The organism is Dyadobacter sediminis (genome assembly GCF_005860765.1).
Lineage (GTDB): Bacteria > Bacteroidota > Bacteroidia > Cytophagales > Spirosomataceae > Dyadobacter > Dyadobacter sediminis.
On record NZ_VCEI01000029.1, the window covers coordinates 413,719 to 432,764 of the forward strand.

Annotated in this window: 18 protein-coding genes; 14 read left to right on the forward strand and 4 right to left on the reverse strand. The window is 43.9% G+C overall.

Going from position 1 to position 19,046, the window contains the following annotated elements; all coding sequences use genetic code 11:
- Positions 1-100: 100 nt before the first annotated feature.
- A complete protein-coding gene (locus FEM55_RS21180) occupies positions 101-967 on the forward strand; it encodes an AraC family transcriptional regulator (protein ID WP_138283385.1) in 867 nt (288 codons plus the stop codon).
- A gap of 18 nt (positions 968-985) precedes the next feature.
- Here FEM55_RS21180 and FEM55_RS21185 read toward each other — a convergent pair whose 3' ends face one another.
- A complete protein-coding gene (locus FEM55_RS21185; protein ID WP_138283386.1) occupies positions 986-1,345 on the reverse strand; it encodes a YraN family protein in 360 nt (119 codons plus the stop codon).
- A gap of 131 nt (positions 1,346-1,476) precedes the next feature.
- Between FEM55_RS21185 and lipB the strand changes: the two genes are divergently transcribed.
- From lipB to FEM55_RS21235, 10 genes are all read left to right on the forward strand, one after another.
- The gene (gene lipB, locus FEM55_RS21190; protein ID WP_138283387.1) at positions 1,477-2,205 is read left to right on the forward strand and encodes a lipoyl(octanoyl) transferase LipB; all 729 of its coding nucleotides are present in this window, start codon (positions 1,477-1,479) and stop codon (positions 2,203-2,205) included.
- Positions 2,202-2,615, forward strand: coding sequence for a hypothetical protein (locus FEM55_RS21195; RefSeq protein ID WP_138283388.1), 414 nt, complete (start codon positions 2,202-2,204; stop codon positions 2,613-2,615). The genes lipB and FEM55_RS21195 overlap by 4 nt, the downstream gene beginning before the upstream one ends.
- 53 nt (positions 2,616-2,668) lie before the next feature.
- The gene (locus FEM55_RS21200; RefSeq protein ID WP_138283389.1) at positions 2,669-3,403 is read left to right on the forward strand and encodes a 3'-5' exonuclease; all 735 of its coding nucleotides are present in this window, start codon (positions 2,669-2,671) and stop codon (positions 3,401-3,403) included.
- Between the two features lie 70 nt (positions 3,404-3,473).
- Positions 3,474-5,861 carry a ribonuclease R gene (gene rnr, locus FEM55_RS21205; protein ID WP_138283390.1) on the forward strand — a complete coding sequence of 796 codons (2,388 nt, stop codon included), beginning with the start codon at positions 3,474-3,476 and terminating at the stop codon, positions 5,859-5,861.
- 73 nt (positions 5,862-5,934) lie between these two features.
- Positions 5,935-6,306, forward strand: coding sequence for a GxxExxY protein (locus FEM55_RS21210; protein ID WP_138283391.1), 372 nt, complete (start codon positions 5,935-5,937; stop codon positions 6,304-6,306).
- Between the two features lie 89 nt (positions 6,307-6,395).
- Positions 6,396-7,289, forward strand: a complete 894-nt coding sequence (locus FEM55_RS21215; protein WP_138283392.1) for a 3-keto-disaccharide hydrolase — start codon at positions 6,396-6,398, stop codon at positions 7,287-7,289.
- Between the two features lie 213 nt (positions 7,290-7,502).
- Entirely contained in the window at positions 7,503-9,155 is a 1,653-nt protein-coding gene (gene gldG, locus FEM55_RS21220; RefSeq protein ID WP_138283393.1) for a gliding motility-associated ABC transporter substrate-binding protein GldG, read from the forward strand.
- Positions 9,156-9,258: 103 nt separating this feature from the next.
- Positions 9,259-10,383, forward strand: coding sequence for a DNA polymerase III subunit beta (dnaN, locus tag FEM55_RS21225; RefSeq protein WP_138283394.1), 1,125 nt, complete (start codon positions 9,259-9,261; stop codon positions 10,381-10,383).
- A gap of 190 nt (positions 10,384-10,573) precedes the next feature.
- A complete protein-coding gene (locus FEM55_RS21230) occupies positions 10,574-10,954 on the forward strand; it encodes a BlaI/MecI/CopY family transcriptional regulator (protein WP_138283395.1) in 381 nt (126 codons plus the stop codon).
- Complete coding sequence (locus tag FEM55_RS21235) at positions 10,951-12,786, forward strand: M56 family metallopeptidase (RefSeq protein ID WP_138283396.1); 1,836 nt, start codon at positions 10,951-10,953, stop codon at positions 12,784-12,786. The genes FEM55_RS21230 and FEM55_RS21235 overlap by 4 nt, the downstream gene beginning before the upstream one ends.
- A gap of 63 nt (positions 12,787-12,849) precedes the next feature.
- Here FEM55_RS21235 and FEM55_RS21240 read toward each other — a convergent pair whose 3' ends face one another.
- The gene (locus FEM55_RS21240; protein WP_138283397.1) at positions 12,850-13,914 is read right to left on the reverse strand and encodes a ferredoxin--NADP reductase; all 1,065 of its coding nucleotides are present in this window, start codon (positions 13,912-13,914) and stop codon (positions 12,850-12,852) included.
- A 125-nt stretch (positions 13,915-14,039) separates the two neighbouring features.
- Positions 14,040-15,269 (reverse strand): pyridoxal phosphate-dependent aminotransferase, encoded by a 1,230-nt coding sequence (locus FEM55_RS21245; RefSeq protein ID WP_138283398.1) that lies wholly within the window; start codon positions 15,267-15,269, stop codon positions 14,040-14,042.
- Positions 15,270-15,472: 203 nt separating this feature from the next.
- Here FEM55_RS21245 and FEM55_RS21250 point away from each other — a divergent pair, with 203 nt between their 5' ends.
- The 3 genes from FEM55_RS21250 to FEM55_RS21260 are packed head-to-tail and all read left to right on the forward strand — an operon-like array spanning position 15,473 to position 17,726.
- Positions 15,473-16,999 carry an RtcB family protein gene (locus tag FEM55_RS21250; protein WP_138283399.1) on the forward strand — a complete coding sequence of 509 codons (1,527 nt, stop codon included), beginning with the start codon at positions 15,473-15,475 and terminating at the stop codon, positions 16,997-16,999.
- Positions 17,000-17,035: 36 nt separating this feature from the next.
- Positions 17,036-17,254 (forward strand): hypothetical protein, encoded by a 219-nt coding sequence (locus tag FEM55_RS21255; protein ID WP_138283400.1) that lies wholly within the window; start codon positions 17,036-17,038, stop codon positions 17,252-17,254.
- Positions 17,244-17,726: a type II toxin-antitoxin system VapC family toxin gene (locus FEM55_RS21260; RefSeq protein WP_138283401.1), complete on the forward strand. Its 483-nt coding sequence runs from the start codon at positions 17,244-17,246 to the stop codon at positions 17,724-17,726. Before FEM55_RS21255 ends, FEM55_RS21260 begins: the two co-directional genes overlap by 11 nt.
- Here the strand turns inward: FEM55_RS21260 and FEM55_RS21265 are convergent.
- Positions 17,723-18,964 carry a BamA/TamA family outer membrane protein gene (locus tag FEM55_RS21265; protein WP_138283402.1) on the reverse strand — a complete coding sequence of 414 codons (1,242 nt, stop codon included), beginning with the start codon at positions 18,962-18,964 and terminating at the stop codon, positions 17,723-17,725. The genes FEM55_RS21260 and FEM55_RS21265 overlap by 4 nt on opposite strands.
- Between the last annotated feature and the right edge of the window lie 82 nt (positions 18,965-19,046).

Sequence of the window (19,046 nt, forward strand, 5' to 3'; positions counted from 1 at the left end):
TCGATGCTAATGTGGATTTTATGCTAGGCGGATTATGGCTGATTAATGGATTATTTTATCTATTTTTATTTTGCCGCACGCAGTTTGAATAAAATAGTCAATGATCAAAGCACAATTTGAAAATCTTTATCCTGATTCACACGCTTCCTTTATCGTGAATGCGTTCACGCTGGACAAGTTTGACGTGCCGTATCATTTTCATCCGCAGTACGAACTGACACTCATTGTAAAAGGAAACGGAAAACGCTTTGTAGGCAAGAATATGGCGGGATTTGATTCCGGAGATCTGGTTTTTCTGGGTTCGGACCTGCCGCATTCATGGAAATCGGAAAATACAGCCCGGACGGAAGCTGTACAGTCCGTTGTTGTGCAGTTTGAAAAGAACTTTCTCGGCCCTGAATTTTTTGACAAACCCGAACTGGCCGAAATCAATAATCTGTTGAAATTGAGTGCTTGCGGAATTCAGTTTATCCATGACGGAGCAGCGGCGGCAGGCGAAAAAATGAAGTTGCTTGCCGCCCAGGAAAATGCCTTTCGTAAAATGACGATGCTGCTGGAAATCCTGTACGATCTGGCAAAGTCCGGCGATTACGTTCTGCTGGATCCGGACGCAACCATTGCGCAGCAGCACAACAGCCACAAGGAGCGCGTCAATGCCGCTTTGGGCTATATTGTGGATAATTTCAGAAATGACATCGTGCTGAACAAAGTAGCGTCGCTTGCCAATATGTCGCCCAATGCATTTTGTAAATATTTCAAAAAAATGACCAACAAAACCTTTGTAGAAACGGTTATAGATTACCGGATCAGCTTTGCCGTACAACAGCTGATTGCTACAGACAAGACAGTTTCAGAAATTGCACTGGAAAGCGGATTCGGAGACATTTCGCATTTTTACAAACTGTTTAAAAAAAGGATGAACATGAGCCCGCTGAATTACAGGAACAGCTTTCAGAAAAGTTTGTAATCGGTACATACGGACTGTTTATTTGCAGAAAGCATCTTCAATATGCAGCGTATTTGATTTGCCGTTTTGCTGGATCAGAATGGAAACAATGTCAAAACGGACGTCAAAATGCCAGTCATGATCGTAAATGTACTGCTCCGCTGCTTTCATGACCAGCCTTGCTTTTGCTGCGTTCACAAACTGTTCCGGCATGCCGAAACCGGTTCCGCTTCTGGTTTTCACCTCGACAAAAATCAGCATTTTGTCCTTTCTGATGATCAGGTCAATTTCCAGATGTCTGTTGCGGTAATTCTTTTCAACTATTTCGTATCCTTTTTGCTTTAAAAATGCAGTAGCCTGTTTTTCTCCCCAGTTTCCTGTATCGTTGTGTGTTGCCATAGAACATTTTATATACTAAAGTGTGTTATTTATCTAGTAAGAATTCGTTATGACGCAGAAATTTCAAAAGGTCACAAAAAATAAATAATGTTGGCTTCAAAAGCAGTCGCAGGCCAATCCCTGAATTTTAAATGAATATCCGGATCAATAAACAAGTGCTTTTTCGTAACCTCGGGCTGATCGATTATCAGGAAGCGTGGGATTATCAGGAAAAAATTTTTGCAGAAACCATTTCAGTCAAGACCGCCAACCGGAATCTGGACAGTGAAAAGCAGCAATTAACGCCCAATTATCTGTTATTTTGCCAGCATCCGCACGTATATACGCTGGGCAAGAACGGAAAGCCGGATCATTTGCTGCTGGAAGAAAACGGGCTTGCACAAAAACAGGCAAAATATTACAGGATCAACCGCGGAGGCGACATTACTTATCACGGACCCGGCCAGCTTGTGGGCTATCCGATTCTGGACCTGGATAATTTTTTTACGGATATACATCTTTACATGCGCATGCTGGAGGAAAGTATCATCCTGACTTTGGCGGATTACGGACTGAAGGCCGGCCGTATTGACGGACTGACGGGCGTATGGCTCGGTTATGAAGCACAGGAAAATCCGAGAAAGATTTGTGCACTGGGCGTAAAAACCAGCCGCTGGGTTACGATGCACGGGTTTGCACTGAACGTAAATACGGATTTATCTTATTTCGGAAACATCGTTCCGTGCGGCATTCAGGATAAAGCCGTAACGTCCATGGCAGCCGAACTCGGGTATGAACCGGATATTCAGGAAGTTTCAGAAAAATTAAAAAATCATTTGGCAGAACTGTTCCGAATGGAACTGCAAGTAGTAAATCCATGAAGAAAGACATTATATTTCATCCGGTACAAGGCGTCCAGGTGGCGATTGTAAGAACTGTAAATGAGTTGAATACCACGGAATGGAACGTTATTGTCATCAACCGGAATGACAAGCCGATTACCAATTGCTTTGTAACCTCGAAAGGATACAGCAACAGCGAATCCGGAACGAATTCAGATCAGCGTACATCCACATTAAGACACTTTTTCCCGGAAATCCAGCCTGGTGCACATGTGATTGTAGAACCGATTATGCCGGACGTCTTTCATCTCAATAACGAGTTTTGGATCAGTTATTTCCTTGAAAAACAGATCTACGATAAAAAGTTTATCTTCGTGCCGGACAGCATTATCGAAGATAACCTGATTGTGATTGATCCGCCTGGCGTTGAAGGCATTCTGCATGAATAAGCATCATCCGGCAAATATTTTAAAGAAAATGATAGCAAGATAACACACATACTATGACTGAAGAATTCAAGAAAAAAGCAAAAAGCCTTCTGCTGCTCGATATTGAAACCGTAGCCGCCTGTGCATCGTACGACGAGTTGCCGGAACGCATGCAGAAACTCTGGGATAAAAAGGCGGTCAGTCTGAAAAAAGGCGATGATACCTTGTCCAATGCAGAATATTTCTATAACCGCAGCGCGATCTATTCTGAATTCGGCAAAATCATCTGCATTGCTTTCGGTGCTTTTTACTGGAATGAAAAAAATGAAATTGCCTTCAAGGTCAGCAGTTTTTCCGGTGACAACGAGGCGGAGGTTCTGTTGCAGTTCAGGACACTGATCGAAAAGTACCCTTCAGACCAGCTGATCCTTTGCGCACACAATGGCAAGGAATTTGATTTTCCGTTCATTTGCCGCCGAATGCTGATCCACGGCATAGAAATTCCGAAAGCATTGCAGATCTCGGGTAAAAAACCATGGGAAATTCTGCATCAGGATACGATGGATATGTGGAAATTCGGCGATTACAAAAGTTATACATCGCTGGATTTGCTGGCGGCAGTTTTTGACATTCCGGGAAGTAAAAACGAAATGAGCGGCGATCAGGTCACAAAGGTATATTATGAGGAAAATGACCTTTTGAAGATAAGCCGTTATTGCAGAGAAGATGTGGTTGTAATGGCACAGCTTTATTTAAGATTACAAAACTTTGAGACCGTACATCCGGACAACATTATCCGGGTGGAATAATACGCAGAGTCTGACATTTGTCAGCAAGCAGCTTTTGCAGCGTTGCAAGGCCATATATATATAAGAATACATGAAAGATAAAAGAATAAAAGACAAGGGCAATCATGACAAAAAGGAGGTAAAATCACCTCATCATATTGTTTCCTATATAGATAACCTGAAAGCGGACATCGCGGCTTTCTTTGACCTGAACAGCGAGCATTCGTTCCGGCCGTTTGATGTACACGATCATTTTGGTGTGCAGGACAAAAAAGTGCGTCAGCTGTTCAATGAAATTATTCATGAACTGGAAGAATCAGGACGGCTCGTGCATCAGAACGGCGGCTATTCGGCTGTTTTTAATAAAGAAGTAAATAAAGGGCTTACCGGACGTGTAGACCGTGTAAATAAATCGTTTGCGTTCGTCATTATTGAAGGCAGGGAAGATGATATTTACGTAGAAACCGAGCTTCTGAACGGTGCATGGGACGGGGATATCGTCACCATTCAGCCATTGACCAAAAGCAGCCGCAGTTCGAGATCGGGCCGCAATGATTCGGGGAAAAACCGGGTGGAAGGAAGAGTTACCGAAATCGTAACGCGCTCTGCTGCTGAAATTGTAGGCATTATTGAAATCAATCCGCGGTTTGCCGTTGTGCAGCCGGACAATAAAAAGCTTTTTGATCCGATCTTTGTCGAACCTGAAGAAGTCAAAACGGCACAGGACGGCGACAAGGTGATTGTGAAAGTTACCCAATGGCCCACGCGCAGAAGCCAGGCAGAAGGGGAAATTGTAGAAGTGCTGGGAAAAGCCGGCGACAATGACGTGGAAATGCACGCGATTCTGGCTGAGTTCGGACTTCCGTACCAGTTTCCTGAAAATGTGGAAGCAGAGGCGCAGAAAATACCGGATGTCATTTCTGAAAAGGAAATACAAAACAGAAAGGATATCCGCAATGTGCTTACTTTCACAATTGACCCGGTGGATGCCAAGGATTTTGACGATGCGCTTTCCGTACGGTATCTGGAAGAAGGAAATGTGGAAATCGGCGTGCATATTGCTGATGTTTCGCATTACGTGCTGCCCGGAACCGAGCTGGAAAAAGAGGCATACCGCCGCGCTACATCGGTTTATTTAGTAGACAGAACGGTTCCGATGCTTCCGGAAAAGCTTTCGAACAATCTCTGCTCACTCCGGCCGCACGAAGACAAACTTGCGTTTTCGGCTATTTTTGAAATCAGTCCGAAAGGGAAACTGCTGAAAGAATGGTTTGGCCGTACGATCATTCATTCCGACCGTCGTTACTCGTATGAAGAAGCACAGGCTGTGCTGGATTCCGGAGAAGGCGACTTTCCAAGTGAACTGAACACGCTGAACACGCTTGCCAAGATTTTCAGAAAAGAGCGTTTTAAAAACGGCGCGATCAATTTTGAAACCAAGGAAGTCCGCTTCAGACTGGACGAAAAAGGAAAACCGCTGGGCATTTATACAAAAGAACGCCACGATTCCAACAAGCTGATCGAGGAATTTATGCTTCTTGCCAACAAGCGGGTCGCTGAATTTGTTTATGCTTTATCGAAAGGCGAAGATAAAAATACGATGGTTTACCGTATCCACGAAGCGCCGGATACGGACCGTTTGAAAACATTTGCCACGTTTGTCGCCAAGCTCGGGCATAAGCTGGAAGTGGAAGAGGAAAGTAAAATCGCCAGTTCCATGAACAAAATGCTGTCCAGGATTGAAGGGAAGCCAGAGCAGAACCTGATCGAATCGCTGGCCGTCAGAACGATGGCAAAAGCACGATACAGCGTTGAAGACCTCGGCCATTTCGGACTTGCATTTGAGCGGTATTCTCACTTTACTTCTCCGATCCGCCGTTACCCGGATGTTATGGCGCACAGGCTTTTGCAGCATTATCTTGACGGCGGCAGTAATGTTGACCGTGATGCTTATGAAGATGCTTCCAAGCATTCCTCCGAACGTGAAAGGCTTGCAGCAGAAGCAGAACGGGCTTCCATCAAGTACAAGCAGGTGGAATACATGAGCATGATGGATAAGGATCAGGAGTTTGACGGAATTATTACGGGCGTTACCGAGTTCGGGATTTTTGTCGAAATTACTGAAACGGCTTCCGAAGGTCTGATCCGTATGACGGATCTCGGCGATGATTTTTATGAACTCGACAAGGAAAATTACCGGATCATCGGTCAGCGTACCAAAAAGATCTACACTTTTGGCGATGTCGTAAAGGTGAAAGTTAAGGAAACAAATCTTGCACGCAGAAGCATGGACTTGTACCTTGCCGGAACGACTCCGTCCCCAAGTCGTAACAGCGGCAGTTCAAGAAACAGTGACGGTTTAAGAAGCAGTAACCGGAAACCCAGAGAAGCAGGTCCTGCCCGTAAAAGCCGCAGATCCAGTTCTTCGAAATCATCAGCTTCTTCTTCGCCAAAACCGAAATCGCGTAGAAGAGGATAAAATCCTGCATAGAAATTGTTACCAATTCTGTTGTTGCGAGTCTAATAAGGACTTACCTTATTTCTTAGCAGCAATGGAATTGGTTTACAAGGAAGAATCTTACCAAATCATCGGCAAATGTATGGATGTGTACAATGAGCTGGGCCATGGGTTTCTGGAAGCCGTGTACAAGGATGCATTGGAAATCTTGTTCAGCCAGCACAATATTTTCTTTGAACGGGAAAAAGAATACCTGGTCTACTTTCGCGGAATGCTGCTCAGGCATAAATTCAAAGCGGATTTTGTCGTTTATGACAAAATTATTCTCGTTGTAAAATGTGTCGTTGCGCTAACCGACGAGCACATTGCCCAAACTATCAATTACCTGAAAGTATCTCAAAACAAACTGGGCCTACTTGTTAATTTTGGCAGAGGAAAGTTAGAATACAAGCGTTTGGTACTTTAATTTTCAAAGCCACAAATCCACGGATTTCCACGAAATGAAATTAGTGCTGATTGGTGTATTGGTGGCTGAAAAACCTTTAAATCAATCCTATGCTCCGAAGCCTCAAATTACTCAGTTTAGTTCTCCTGATCTCCATTCATTTACAAGCACAAAGCAAGTCCGACAAAGAAGAATGGAAATCCTTGTTTAACGGAAAAGACCTTACAGGGTGGGATATCAAGATTGCAGGCCATAAGGTAAATGACAATTACAAAAATACTTTCATCGTTGAAGACAACATGATCCGCGTGAACTACAAGGAATATGAAAAGTTCACGACGGAATACGGCCATATGTATTATCACAAGCCGTACTCGCATTATAAAATCAGATTGCAGTACCGGTTTACAGGAAATCAGGTTCCCGGTGGCGCTTCGTGGAATGTAAGGAACAGCGGCATTATGCTGCATTCACAATCTGCGGCAAGCCTGGGACTGGATCAGGATTTCCCGATCTCACTGGAAATGCAGTATCTGGGCGGTTTGAATGCAGGAGAAAGAAATACCGGAAACCTCTGCACACCCGGAACAATTGTAGAAATTAACGGAAAAGTAGACGAAGCACACTGTATTAACTCCACATCAAAAACGTATAACGGCGATCAGTGGGTTACGGCAGAAGCGATCGTGCTCGGCGATTCCATTGTACATCATCTGATTGAAGGCGATACCGTGCTGACATTTACGAAACCCAAAATCGGCGGCGGCTATGTAGGCAAAACACATACCTTTAAAGATGGCAAAGTGAGCCGTGAAAACGAGTGGATCAAAAAAGACGGAACGCCTCTTGGAAGCGGATACATTGCACTTCAGGCCGAAAGCCATCCGATTGATTTCAGGAACATAGAAGTGTTGGAACTGAAAGGATGTATGAATAAAAAAGCATCCAATTATAAATCCTATTACGTAGTTGCCGATAACAGGCTGTGTACTTTTGGTAAATAACCCTGCTCAGACAAACCGGAAAATAAAAGCGCCAGCAGGTTATTATATAAATGATAAAAACCGGAATATTCAAAGTCTGAAAACGTATTGAATTAAATCAGACAATTTCAGTTGCTGTTTATATATTTTTGCTAAAAAATGGACGTTAACCCAGCTGTCAGATGCGTCCATTTTTTATTTTAAAATTGTCCCTTTAAAGCCTGCAAGGTGTTCATGAAAAAAAATCTGCTCCGGTTTGTTCTGTTAGTTGGCTTGCTGGCCGGAATCAACTGGCTTGCTTCCACATTTTTTTTTCGGCTGGACCTTACAGAAGACAAACGGTACAGTATTTCGGATGCTACAAAACAGCTTTTGAATGAGCTCGATAAAGATGTTACAATCAACGTTTACCTGACAGGTGAATTTCCGGCGGGATTTGAAAGACTGGAAAGTGCCACACTTGAAACACTGGAAGAATTCAAAACCTATTCCAACGGCCACCTTTTTATCAATTATTCTGATCCGACCGAGGCCACAAGCGAGGAACAGCGACAAAAACAATACCTCAATCTTGTAGACCGCGGTCTTACTCCCACCAACGTATTTGCCAATGAAAATGGGAAACGCACGGAAAAAATCATTTTTCCCGGAGCCATTGTTCAGGCCGATACACTTTCTGTTCCCGTTCAGCTTCTGAAAGGAAACAAAGCCAGTACGCCCGAAGAACAGCTTAACCAGTCGTATGAAGGCGTAGAATTTGAAATGGCCTCGGCTATCCGGTTGCTTGCCAGTCCGCAGCGGAAAAAAGTTGGTTTTATCGTAAGCCATACCAAAATTTCCCCGGCACGGCTAAGCGATTTACTGGCCTCTGTTCAGCAGCATTACGACGTTTTCCTGGACATGAACAATCCGGAATCTTACGACGGCCTCGATGCATTGCTGGTGATGAAGCCCGACAGTGCTTTTTCGGAAGATGAAAAATTCAAGCTGGATCAATACGTTACCGGCGGCGGAAAAGCCATTTTCTTTGTAGACGGCGCCCGCGTTGACAGTGTCAGCCTGGAAGGAAATTATGCACAACCGCTTGACCTTAACCTGAACGATCTGTTTTTTCGCTGGGGCGCAAGAGTAAACACCAACCTTGTAAAAGATCTGAACTGCGCTGAGATTCTTTTAAATGTCGGGAATGTAGGCGACAAACCGGAAATCAGGCCAATGCCGTGGCGGTTTTTTCCTTTGCTCAACAACTTTGGCCGGCATTCGGTAACCCGAAATATCAATGCAGTATATACCCGCTTTCTGAGCACGATCGATACAGTAGGCGGTAATCCGAACATTAAAAAGACGCCGCTTTTAATGACTTCCGCTTATACGCAGACCGTCAATGCACCTGCTTTGGTGGGTTATAATGAAGCACGCAGACAGCCCGAGCCTTCACAATATAACGGCGGCGTAGAAATAGCAGGGATTTTGCTGGAAGGCACTTTTACATCTTTGTTTCAGAACCGGATTCTTCCGAATGACCCGCGTTTTAAAAAATTCAGGTCGCAGGGAAGTGCCGGAAAGGTCATCATATGCTCGGACGGCGACCTTGTCGTGAACGATTTTGATTACAAGAGAAACGCTCCGCTTCCCCTTGGCTATGACCGTGTTACCAAACAGACTTTCGGAAATAAAGATTTCATAATGAATGCTCTTGACTATATGACGGATGCGAACGGTCTGATTACGGCAAGGAGTAAAGAAATACAGATCCGGGCTTTAGATAAAATCCGGATTCAGGAAAACCGAAAACTCTGGCAAAGTATCAATTTACTGATTCCGCTGCTGCTGATCGGGGTTTTTGGCAGTTTAAGATACTTTTTACGTATCCGAAAATTTGGCTGAGAGAGTACTTCATCGGTAATTTTTTATACTTTTGTTTCCTCCAGAACGGTCTTCCGAAATCTGAAATCTATAAATTAATCAAATAACACTTACGTCACATATTATGAAGTTTGTCGTTTCGTCATCAATTTTTCTTAAACAGCTCTCAGCGATAAATGGTGTCGTTTCAACGAACCCAATAGTACCCATTCTTGAGAATTTTCTGCTTTCTCTGGATGGAAATACCCTGACTGTCACTGCTTCCGATCTTCAGACTGTCATGATCACAGAAGTGGAAGTGGAATCAGCTGAAAAAGGCGCTATCGCAATTCCCGCCAAATTATTGCTGGATACACTTCGCGGACTGCCCGAGCAGCCCATTACACTGCAGGTCAACAATGAGACTTTCGGAACCGAGATCGTTTCGGATAACGGCCGTTACAAACTTTCCGGAGAAAACCCGATTGATTTTCCAAAAACACCCGTTGTGAACCGCGGTCAGTCCGTTGATTTTTCTTCATCTGCATTGGGCGCTGCCATTGCAAACACCCTTTTTGCCACCAGTACGGATGATCTTCGTCCTGCCATGACCGGAGTTTTTGTTCAGATGGGCGGTGAAAATGCAACATTCGTGGCAACGGATGGCCATCGCCTGGTTCGTTACAGAAGAACTGACATCAAATCCGACAATGATACTTCCATGATTATCCAGCGTAAAGCGCTGAATCTTCTGAAATCATGTCTTCCATCCGAAGATATGCCTGTCAAAGCCGAATTTACTTCATCCAACGCATTTTTCAGCTTCGGAAACATCCGCATGATCTGCCGGCTGATTGATGAACGGTTCCCGGATTATGAAAATGCCATTCCGACCAACAATCAGAATACACTGACGATCAACAGAATGGAAATTCTGAGTTCATTAAGACGTATTTCCATCTATTCCAACCGGACTACACATCAGGTTCGTCTGAAACTTTCACTCAACGACCTTATTATATCGGCGGAAGATCTTGATTATTCCAATGAAGCCAACGAGCGCCTGATGTGTGAATACAATGGCGATGATATGGAAATCGGTTTTAATGCGAAATTCCTGATTGAAGTACTTGGAAACCTTTCCAGCAAAACGATCACTTTTGAACTTTCTGCACCAAACCGTGCCGGACTGATCATTCCGGTTGATCAGGAGGAAAATGAAGATATTCTGATGCTAGTTATGCCGGTTATGCTGAACACTTATGTCTAGAAATAAAGAATTGCAAATTTCATACTGGAATCCGCTTATTTTTTAAGCGGATTTTTTTGTTTAATATCTTTATTATAAATTAGTTATATAAAATTATTCACTTCATACGAAAAAAATCGTACTCAGGACTTGATTGTACGATTTTTTTCGTAGATATTTGGTACGAAGATCATCGTATAAAGCCAATATTATGTATATCAAGCCAACAGAATCCGAACTGGAAATCCTGAACTACTTGTGGCAGGCGGGTCCCAGTACCGTAAGAGCCGTGCATGATGCACTGTCAGCTATAAAAGATGTAGGTTATACCACAACCCTGAAATTAATGCAGATTATGCATGACAAAGGCCTGCTATACCGAACAGAGAACGGCCGGTCGCACATCTATGTAGCGCTTCTTGGGCAGGAAGAAACGCAGCAGAACCTTCTGGGCAAAATGGTGGAAACTGTATTTCAGGGTTCTGCAGCACAAATGGTTATGCAGGCACTTGGAAACCATTCCACTTCCAAGGAAGAATTAGACGAAATCCGTGAATTGCTTAATAACCTGGAAAATAACCGTAAGTCATGAAAATCATTTCTAGTTTACTTTCAGATTCTGTTGTGTCTGCCTTTGGCTGGACACTTGTACATTCTGTATGGCAGGGTACACTGCTGATGATTGTAGCCGCAGTTGTTTTTTACTTCTCCAGAAGATATTCTGCGCATGCCCGCTATATAACCGGTGTTTCTTTCTTGCTTGCTCAGCTGATTGCTTCCGGAATTACGTTTGGTTATTACAACTTAAAGTCATCTCCCGCCCTTCTGGCTAAGAATATATTAAACAATAATGTTTCACTGAATTCGGCGGCTGCTTTCAAATCAATTGCGCATGAACTTCCGGCTACCTTGAAATTCCAGCTGTGGCTTTCGGCACACTTGCATGAGCTTGTAATCTGCTGGCTGATCGGCGCAGGCATATTGTTACTCAGATTTGCCGGCGGCTGGATTTTTACTGAAAGGTTACGTTCTCAGGCCAACATCATCATGGATAAAGAATGGCGCGCGCGTTTTGGTATCATTACAGCCAAAATGAACATTTCCCGGATCATTGAATTCAAGGAATCCGCCAGAATCCTGACACCCATGGTAATCGGAGCATTTAATCCGGTCGTTCTGATTCCGATCGGATTGCTTACCGGATTTTCTACTGCGCAGGTAGAAGCCATTCTGGCGCACGAACTTGCACACATACGCAGAAATGATTATCTGATTAATCTGATGCAGTCGTTTGTGGAGGTTATCTTCTTTTTTCATCCGGCTATCTGGTGGCTTTCCGATCGTATCCGTATGGAACGCGAGCACTGCTGCGACGACATTGCACTCCGTGTCTGCGGTGATAAAATGTCACTTGCACATGCACTTGTAAAGGTAGCCGAATGGCAGTCTTCACCGGAACTCGCCATGGCATTTGCGTCCAAAAAGCCATTGCTTTTACAGCGTATACAAAGGGTACTGGGCGTAAAACCCAAATCCACGGGAAATTTCATAAACCTGCCTGTAATTTTGCTGGCCGCCGGCATGATCGTAGGATTGTCTGTGTATGCAGTTGCCCAGAAAACAGAAAATAAGGAAAAAGTAAAGACGGCAAAGCCTGTTTCTCCAAAACAATCCGTTTCAACAGAGGAAAATGTGGACGAAGAAGAAATAGCCGAAGTGAATGAAGATCCGGAAGAAGTTGAAATGGAAATGCCTGAAGAAATAGACATTGACTTTGATCTTTCCGAATTCTCGTTTGATTTTGACAATGATTCGCTCAATCAGAAAATGGGTGAATTCCATCGCAGAATGCAGGCGCTTCAATCCGAAATGGAGCCTTTTCAACGCAGAATGGAAGATTTGAACCTTGAAATGGAAAAACAGCGCTTTGAAGTGGAAAGATTTGAAAGGGAAATACAAAAAATTGAATGGAAAAAACAGCGCGTAGCAGAAGCAAGGTCTGAACTGATGGAAAAACGCTCTGCCGTATTTGAAAATAATTTCGAATCCGGAAAAGCAAAATCAAACGAAGCTGATCTGGAAAAGCAACTTGCAGACTTTGAACAGCAAATTAAAGCTCATGAGCAAAACATAGCTGAACTGAATTCCCAAATTTCGGCCAGCCGCAAAGAAGCCTTGAATGCAGAAGAGCCATTGCATAAGCTGGAAAGGGAGATGCAAGAAATAAACGGCAAGATGGAAGAAATCGGTCGTAGAATGGAAGTTGAATCACGCGAAATGGAGAAACTTGAAATGGCCTTTGCTCCAAAGCCGCCCAGACCGCCAAAACCTGCCCGTGCACCGCAGGCAAAAATAAAGAAAGCACCAAAACCAGCTCCGGTACCCGTTGCGCCAACGCCTCCGCCGGCACCGCCTGTCAGATAAATTCTTAAACAAAAAAGCAGGCTGTATTTATTCCAGCCTGCTTTTTTGTTTAATTTAAATTTTTTATTCTACTTCAATAATCACGTCGTCACTCATCGGATGCGAAACGCACGTCAGTATAAATCCTTCATTTAACTCTGCTTCCGAAAGCGCGTCTTCTTCGTCGAGATGTACTTTTCCCGAAACGCATCTGCCAAGGCAAGCCGTACACATGCCCGCCTGACAGGAATAAGGCAAGTCAATGTCCATATTCAATGCCGCTTCCAGAACGGTTTCATGCGGTTTTACAGGCAGCTTGTACTCTGCACCTTCATAAAACAACGTGATTTCCCTTGTTTTCAATGAACTTTCTTCTTCCACAATCACTTCACCCGGATGTGCAGCGGTTACGGTAAGAAAACTTTCTTTCCTGATTTTCGAATCGGGAACAGCAAGAATGGACAATGCCCTGTGTGCTTCTTCCATCATATCTTCCGGCCCGCAGATAAAAAACTCCGCTTGTGTTTTATCCAGCTCCGGCATGCCTTCCATGATTTTCAACAGATGGCTTTTGTTCAAACGGCCTTTTTCCCCATTCCATGCTTCGGACGGCTGGCTGAGCGTATGTACAACTTTCAGCCGTTTGCCATACTTGGCTTCCAGAGCGGCAATTTTATTTTTAAAAATGATACTTTCTTCATTACGGCTTCCATAAATGAGAAAAACCTCGCTTTCAGGTTCCACCATCAAAATGGATTTTAAAATAGAAAACAAGGGTGTTATGCCGCTTCCCGCTCCGACGAACACAACTTGTCTCGTCTGGTCATCGGCCTGTTTCGGGAAAAACGTGCCCATGGGTTCCATGGCTTCCAGTACGTCTCCTTCTTTAACCGTATCCAGAAGCAGATTGGAAGCATAGCCGCCGGGAACGCGTTTGATCGTGATTGCCAACGAAACATCCGTATACGGAGAACTCGACATGGAATACGAACGCCTTATTTTCTTGTCATCCTGAGGCAGCAGCAACGTCAGAAATTGTCCGGGCCGGTATGCAACGACTTCATTGAGCGGATGCCAGAAATGTATGGTCGAAGCCTCCTCCGTTTCTTTTTCAATTTCCTTTACTTTCAAAAAATAATATTTACTCATTGTTTAGCTGTTAGCTTTTGGCAATTGGCTTCATTAGGTGAATCTGTAACTGTGATTTTCAACGGTTATAGAACACAAAAGCCTCACAGGTAACACCTATGAGGCTTTTAAGATTTCAAAACGGATTATTTTAAAGTTGAAACAGCATCTTTAATGCGCTGAACTGCCTCTACAAGTGCTTCATCGGCGGCGGCTGTTGAGATACGGATACAATTTGGGGCGCCAAAGCCGGAACCTGCTACTGTTGAAACGTATGAATTGTTAAGCAGCCAGTTTGAAAAATCGTCAGAGTTGCTGATAACCGTCGTTCCGTCCGATTTTCCGAAGTAATAACTTACATCCGGGAAAGCATAAAATGCGCCTTGCGGAACATTCACTTTAAATCCTGGGATTTCTTTTAGTAAACCGATCACCAGATCCCGGCGGCGCTGATATGCTTTTGCCATTTCAATGGAAGGTTCCATCGGTCCGTTGAAAGCGGCGGTTGCGGCTTTTTGTGCAATGGAATTGGTACCGGAAGTAACTTGTCCCTGCAATTTTTCCACTCCATCCGAAATCCATTTCGCTGCTGCCGTAAACCCGATCCGCCAGCCTGTCATGGCATAACCTTTCGCTACGCCGTTAACCGTGATGACACGGTCTTTCAGCGCCGGAATGGATCCGATACTGAAATGGCCTTCGTCGGTAAAATTGATATATTCATAAATTTCATCGGCCAGGATGTAAATGCCTTCATGCTTTTCGATTACCGCAGCAATTTCCCTCAATTCTTTTTCAGAATAAACGGCACCAGTCGGATTGTTGGGCGAAGCATACATCACAACCTTTGTACGCGGCGTAATGGCTGCTTCCAGCTGAGCGGCAGTTACCTTGAAATCATTTTCAAAAGCACCGTCGATAATGACCGATTTTCCTTCTGCGAGTTTTACCATTTCGGAGTAACTTACCCAGTATGGCGCAAAAATGATTACTTCATCGCCCGGATTGACCAGCACCTGAATTACATTGGCTAAGGAATGCTTGGCACCCGTTGAAACCACAATATTTTCCGGTTTCCAGTCTATATTATTATCACGTTGCAGCTTGTCAGCAATGGCCTTTCGCAGATCAGGATATCCTGCTACCGGCGAATAACCGTGGAAACCATCATCAATGGCTTTTTTTGCGGCCTCACAAATATGTGCGGGCGTTTTGAAGTCTGGCTCTCCTACGCTCAGACTGATTACTCTATGGCCTTTTGCGGCCAGTTCACGGGCCATTTTGGTCATCGCCAGCGTCGAAGATTCTTCGAGGGCGTTGATGCGGTCGGCCAACAACCGGGACTCCACCTGTGTTTGCTCTGCTACTGCGGACATTGCAATGATAATTAAGTTAAAGAAGGTACTGCAATCTGTGTCAACAAATTGCCCGCAAAGGTATGGGTTTTTTAGAAGTTGCGCTGTGATATACAAAGAAAGATTTAGGAAATACCAATTGTGACCAAACGCCAGAAACGGAGTATTACATAATTATACTACCAGAACAGCATCATTGATTATACCTATTTATCAACAATACGATGGAATCATACATAACAATTGAAGAAATACAGTTACTGATCAACATTCCGGAAAGCCTGCATGAAATGTTTCTGCGCGTTGCCAACGGACTGCATCAGCGGGCCAAACAGCCGAAGGAAAAAGTATTGCAGCAACTGGTCCGGATGATGGAAAACCCTAAAAAGTATGCTTTTTCCAAAAACAAACTGACGAATCTTGCCAAGGCAGTTTTTGAATCCCGGAAAAACGGCGTGGAAATTTCCCTGACTGAAACCGGACGTGAATTTCTTGTAAACGAAGAGGCCGTCATGACGATGGATCAGGATATCGGACAAATTACAAAGCAGTTTGACCTGCGCGAAGACAAATTGCATTACGCCGTGTACGGAAAAGAACATATTGAAGAAGGCGCTTTGGCACAAATGGAAACGGCTGTAAGTCTGCCCATTTCCAGAGCAGGCGCTCTGATGCCCGACGCGCATCAGGGTTACGGACTTCCCATAGGCGGCGTGTTGGCAACCGAACACGATAAAGTGATTCCGTATGCCGTGGGTGTGGACATTGCATGCCGCATGTGTATGTCTGTTTTTAATTTGCCGGCCAACTACCTGAAACGGGAGCCGCACTTACTGAAAAAGGTTTTGCTGGAAAATACAAAGTTCGGTATGGGCGGAGAAACAGGCCGCAAGTACGACGACAGCGTAATGGACCGTCCGGAATGGAAAGCCACAAAGCTGATCAGCAGCCTGAAAGACAAGGCATACCGTCAGCTTGGCTCTTCGGGAACAGGAAATCATTTTGTGGAATGGGGAATTGTGGAAGTGCTGGAAGAAGATGATTTGCTGGACTTGCCAAAGGGTGCATACATGGCCTTGCTTTCTCATTCGGGCTCGCGCGGCCTCGGCGCCAATATTGCCAATTATTACTCCAAACTGGCCATGCAGAAAACAAAATTGCCAAAGCAGGCCGCACACCTCGCCTGGCTCGACCTGAACACGCAGGAAGGACAGGAATACTGGATCGGAATGAATCTTGCCGGCGAGTATGCGTCCGCAAACCATCATGAAATCCACTACAAAATTGCCAAAGAGCTCAGGGAAAAGCCTTTAAAAATGATTGAGAATCACCATAATTTTGCGTGGAAAGAGCAGCTTGCCGACGGCACCGAAGTGATTGTTCACCGCAAAGGCGCCACGCCGGCCGGAATTAACGATCTTGGCATTATACCAGGTTCCATGAGCCAGCCGGGTTATATTATCAGAGGAAAAGGAAATGCCGAGGCACTGAATTCGGCATCGCATGGCGCCGGAAGACTGATGTCACGCTCAAAAGCCCTGAGTTCGGTTACGCAGAGCCAGATGAACAAAGTTCTGGAAGAAGCCGGCATTCAGCTTACGGGCGGAGATCTGGACGAATCGCCAATGGCTTACAAGAACATTGAAGACGTCATTGCCGCCCAATCCGAACTGGTTACGGTACTGGCCAGATTTTCACCAAAAATCGTAAGAATGGCCGATGCAAACCGGAAGGAAGGAAGAGAGGATTAATGAACAGCTTTTATTAAATTTGAAAAAAGACCTTTTATGAATGCACTAAGATTAATTGAAAAGCCGGAAAACAGAGAAATCAGGATTTCTCTTCCGGAATATTTTAATGATGACTTGGTAGAAGTCATTGTTTTGTCTATTGAAAAGAATAACTCAAATACAGCTGAATCAAGACTCAACATTGCTCATAATTACTTGAATCAATCAAAAAAATCATCTTTTGATTTAAGTAAACTTGATGCACATGAACAGTAAAAAGCAGAAGATTTTTATTGACAGTTCTATTTTGGTAGAGTTCAAAAAGCAATCTAAAACGGAGTTGTTACTTGAATTAATTGCAAATTCTAATATTGAACTTGTTATAAATTCAACTGTATTGAGTGAGTATACTTTTTATCTTTTAGCCATCGAAGGTGAAAAGGCACCGAGAACTATAAAAGAGAATCAGGAAATAAACAGTATTATATCAAAGGATCAGCCTGAAGACTTTTTATCTCTGTTTACTGTATTACAGAATGGTAATGAAATAATCAAGGAATTCTTGGAGTTGATGAAGAAATACAACCTTTTACCAAATGATGCTTTAATACTTGCAAGCTGCAAACTAAACAATATTAAAGTACTGGCATCTTTTGATAAAAATGATTTTACAGCTGCATGTGCAGGCGAGCACATTCAACTTGTTCAATCCATTGTTGATTTTAATAATTTAAATATAAACTCCTAAAACACTTCACCCAAACTTACAAACAGCCCTCTGGAACCTTTGGCGCCAAAGCCGTAATCAATAGCGGCGTTAGCTCTGGATTTTTTATTCACTTTGATCCGCAGGCCCAACCCGCCGCCGGGAGCTACTTTGGTGAAGTTGTTTGAAGGATAATCAGATACGCTCTGCGCATTGCCGAAAACTACGCCGCCCAGCAGGCCGTTCCTTGTAATGGCAAAGCGGTATTCCGATTCGAGATACAAAAGGTTGAGACTTCGGAAACGTCCCTGAATGTAACCGCGTCCCAGATTGTTCGTCGGGTCCCAGCCTGTGCTTGGCAAATCCAGATAAGGCGGTTTGCCGCTCAGAGTAAGCCAGTTATAATTCCAGAAGGCTAATGTATTCTGGCTTCCTGCCGGAAGATTGATGTACTTGCGAATGTCTACAATTAACGATTGCCAGTTTGTGGTGCTTTTCAGGCGTTTCATGTTGGAACGGAACTGTATACTGGTATAAAACCCTTGTTCCGGATTAATGGAGTTCTTTCTGCTGTCGTATAGCAATGTGGCAACGGGGCCGGCAGAAACGGAAGTAGGCGGTAAACCGTATTCCTGAACATCCACATTTTTATCCTGCTCCTTTATGTTCCATCTTCGGTCGAACAAATACCCGACACCGATGAAAAATGATGTGCCGATTTCTTTAAGAACCGATTGATGCAGGCGAAGATGCGAATAATCGATTTTACTCGCATTGCTTATTTCTGTATTCGGCCCAAGTCCGTAAGTATCCTGCGGATATTTGAAAAAGCGCCAGTCAATCAGAATATTATAATCGTTGTTTTTTGTCCAGATATTGGCTTGTAAAGGCACAGTGATCTGTTTGTACTGGGTATAAATGAAATTGGTGGTAATACTGGAAATCCTCGTTGTTTTTGGATTACTGGAATAAAAAGCACTGTTTACATTGATGGACCCGATAAAGCCGGAAGACAATGTATAACCAAAAGCAGGAATGATGGAAAATAAAAGTTTTCCCGTTTTTACGGTGGTATCTACTTTGGCAGGACTTTGCTTTTCCTTTTTCTTCAGTTGGCGAAGCACATCCATAATGTCTTTCTGTGCCACAACTTTTGCAATGGAATCCGCATTGTCCTCAGCGGTGTTTCCACTCGACTGTAAAGGGTGACCGTCAGCATTCAAGCCTGTGATTATCAGGTAAGTTATAAAGGTCAGTATGCCTGTAATCCTGAGGTTCAAGGGCGTTGTGTTTTCTGGTTCATACAAGTAAATAATTTTGTACTAAAATGATACCTGAGCATAAAAAAAGCTGCCGGCATCA

Coding starts and splice junctions, on each gene's coding strand:
- rnr (WP_138283390.1), top strand. CDS start 3,474: ATGAAAGATAAAAGAATAAAAGACAAGGGCAATCATGACAAAAAGGAG.
- lipB (WP_138283387.1), top strand. CDS start 1,477: ATGAATATCCGGATCAATAAACAAGTGCTTTTTCGTAACCTCGGGCTG.
- FEM55_RS21210 (WP_138283391.1), top strand. CDS start 5,935: ATGGAATTGGTTTACAAGGAAGAATCTTACCAAATCATCGGCAAATGT.
- dnaN (WP_138283394.1), top strand. CDS start 9,259: ATGAAGTTTGTCGTTTCGTCATCAATTTTTCTTAAACAGCTCTCAGCG.
- FEM55_RS21260 (WP_138283401.1), top strand. CDS start 17,244: ATGAACAGTAAAAAGCAGAAGATTTTTATTGACAGTTCTATTTTGGTA.
- FEM55_RS21245 (WP_138283398.1), bottom strand. CDS start 15,269: ATGTCCGCAGTAGCAGAGCAAACACAGGTGGAGTCCCGGTTGTTGGCC.
- FEM55_RS21230 (WP_138283395.1), top strand. CDS start 10,574: ATGTATATCAAGCCAACAGAATCCGAACTGGAAATCCTGAACTACTTG.
- FEM55_RS21235 (WP_138283396.1), top strand. CDS start 10,951: ATGAAAATCATTTCTAGTTTACTTTCAGATTCTGTTGTGTCTGCCTTT.
- FEM55_RS21180 (WP_138283385.1), top strand. CDS start 101: ATGATCAAAGCACAATTTGAAAATCTTTATCCTGATTCACACGCTTCC.
- gldG (WP_138283393.1), top strand. CDS start 7,503: ATGAAAAAAAATCTGCTCCGGTTTGTTCTGTTAGTTGGCTTGCTGGCC.
- FEM55_RS21185 (WP_138283386.1), bottom strand. CDS start 1,345: ATGGCAACACACAACGATACAGGAAACTGGGGAGAAAAACAGGCTACT.
- FEM55_RS21250 (WP_138283399.1), top strand. CDS start 15,473: ATGGAATCATACATAACAATTGAAGAAATACAGTTACTGATCAACATT.
- FEM55_RS21195 (WP_138283388.1), top strand. CDS start 2,202: ATGAAGAAAGACATTATATTTCATCCGGTACAAGGCGTCCAGGTGGCG.
- FEM55_RS21240 (WP_138283397.1), bottom strand. CDS start 13,914: ATGAGTAAATATTATTTTTTGAAAGTAAAGGAAATTGAAAAAGAAACG.
- FEM55_RS21255 (WP_138283400.1), top strand. CDS start 17,036: ATGAATGCACTAAGATTAATTGAAAAGCCGGAAAACAGAGAAATCAGG.
- FEM55_RS21215 (WP_138283392.1), top strand. CDS start 6,396: ATGCTCCGAAGCCTCAAATTACTCAGTTTAGTTCTCCTGATCTCCATT.
- FEM55_RS21200 (WP_138283389.1), top strand. CDS start 2,669: ATGACTGAAGAATTCAAGAAAAAAGCAAAAAGCCTTCTGCTGCTCGAT.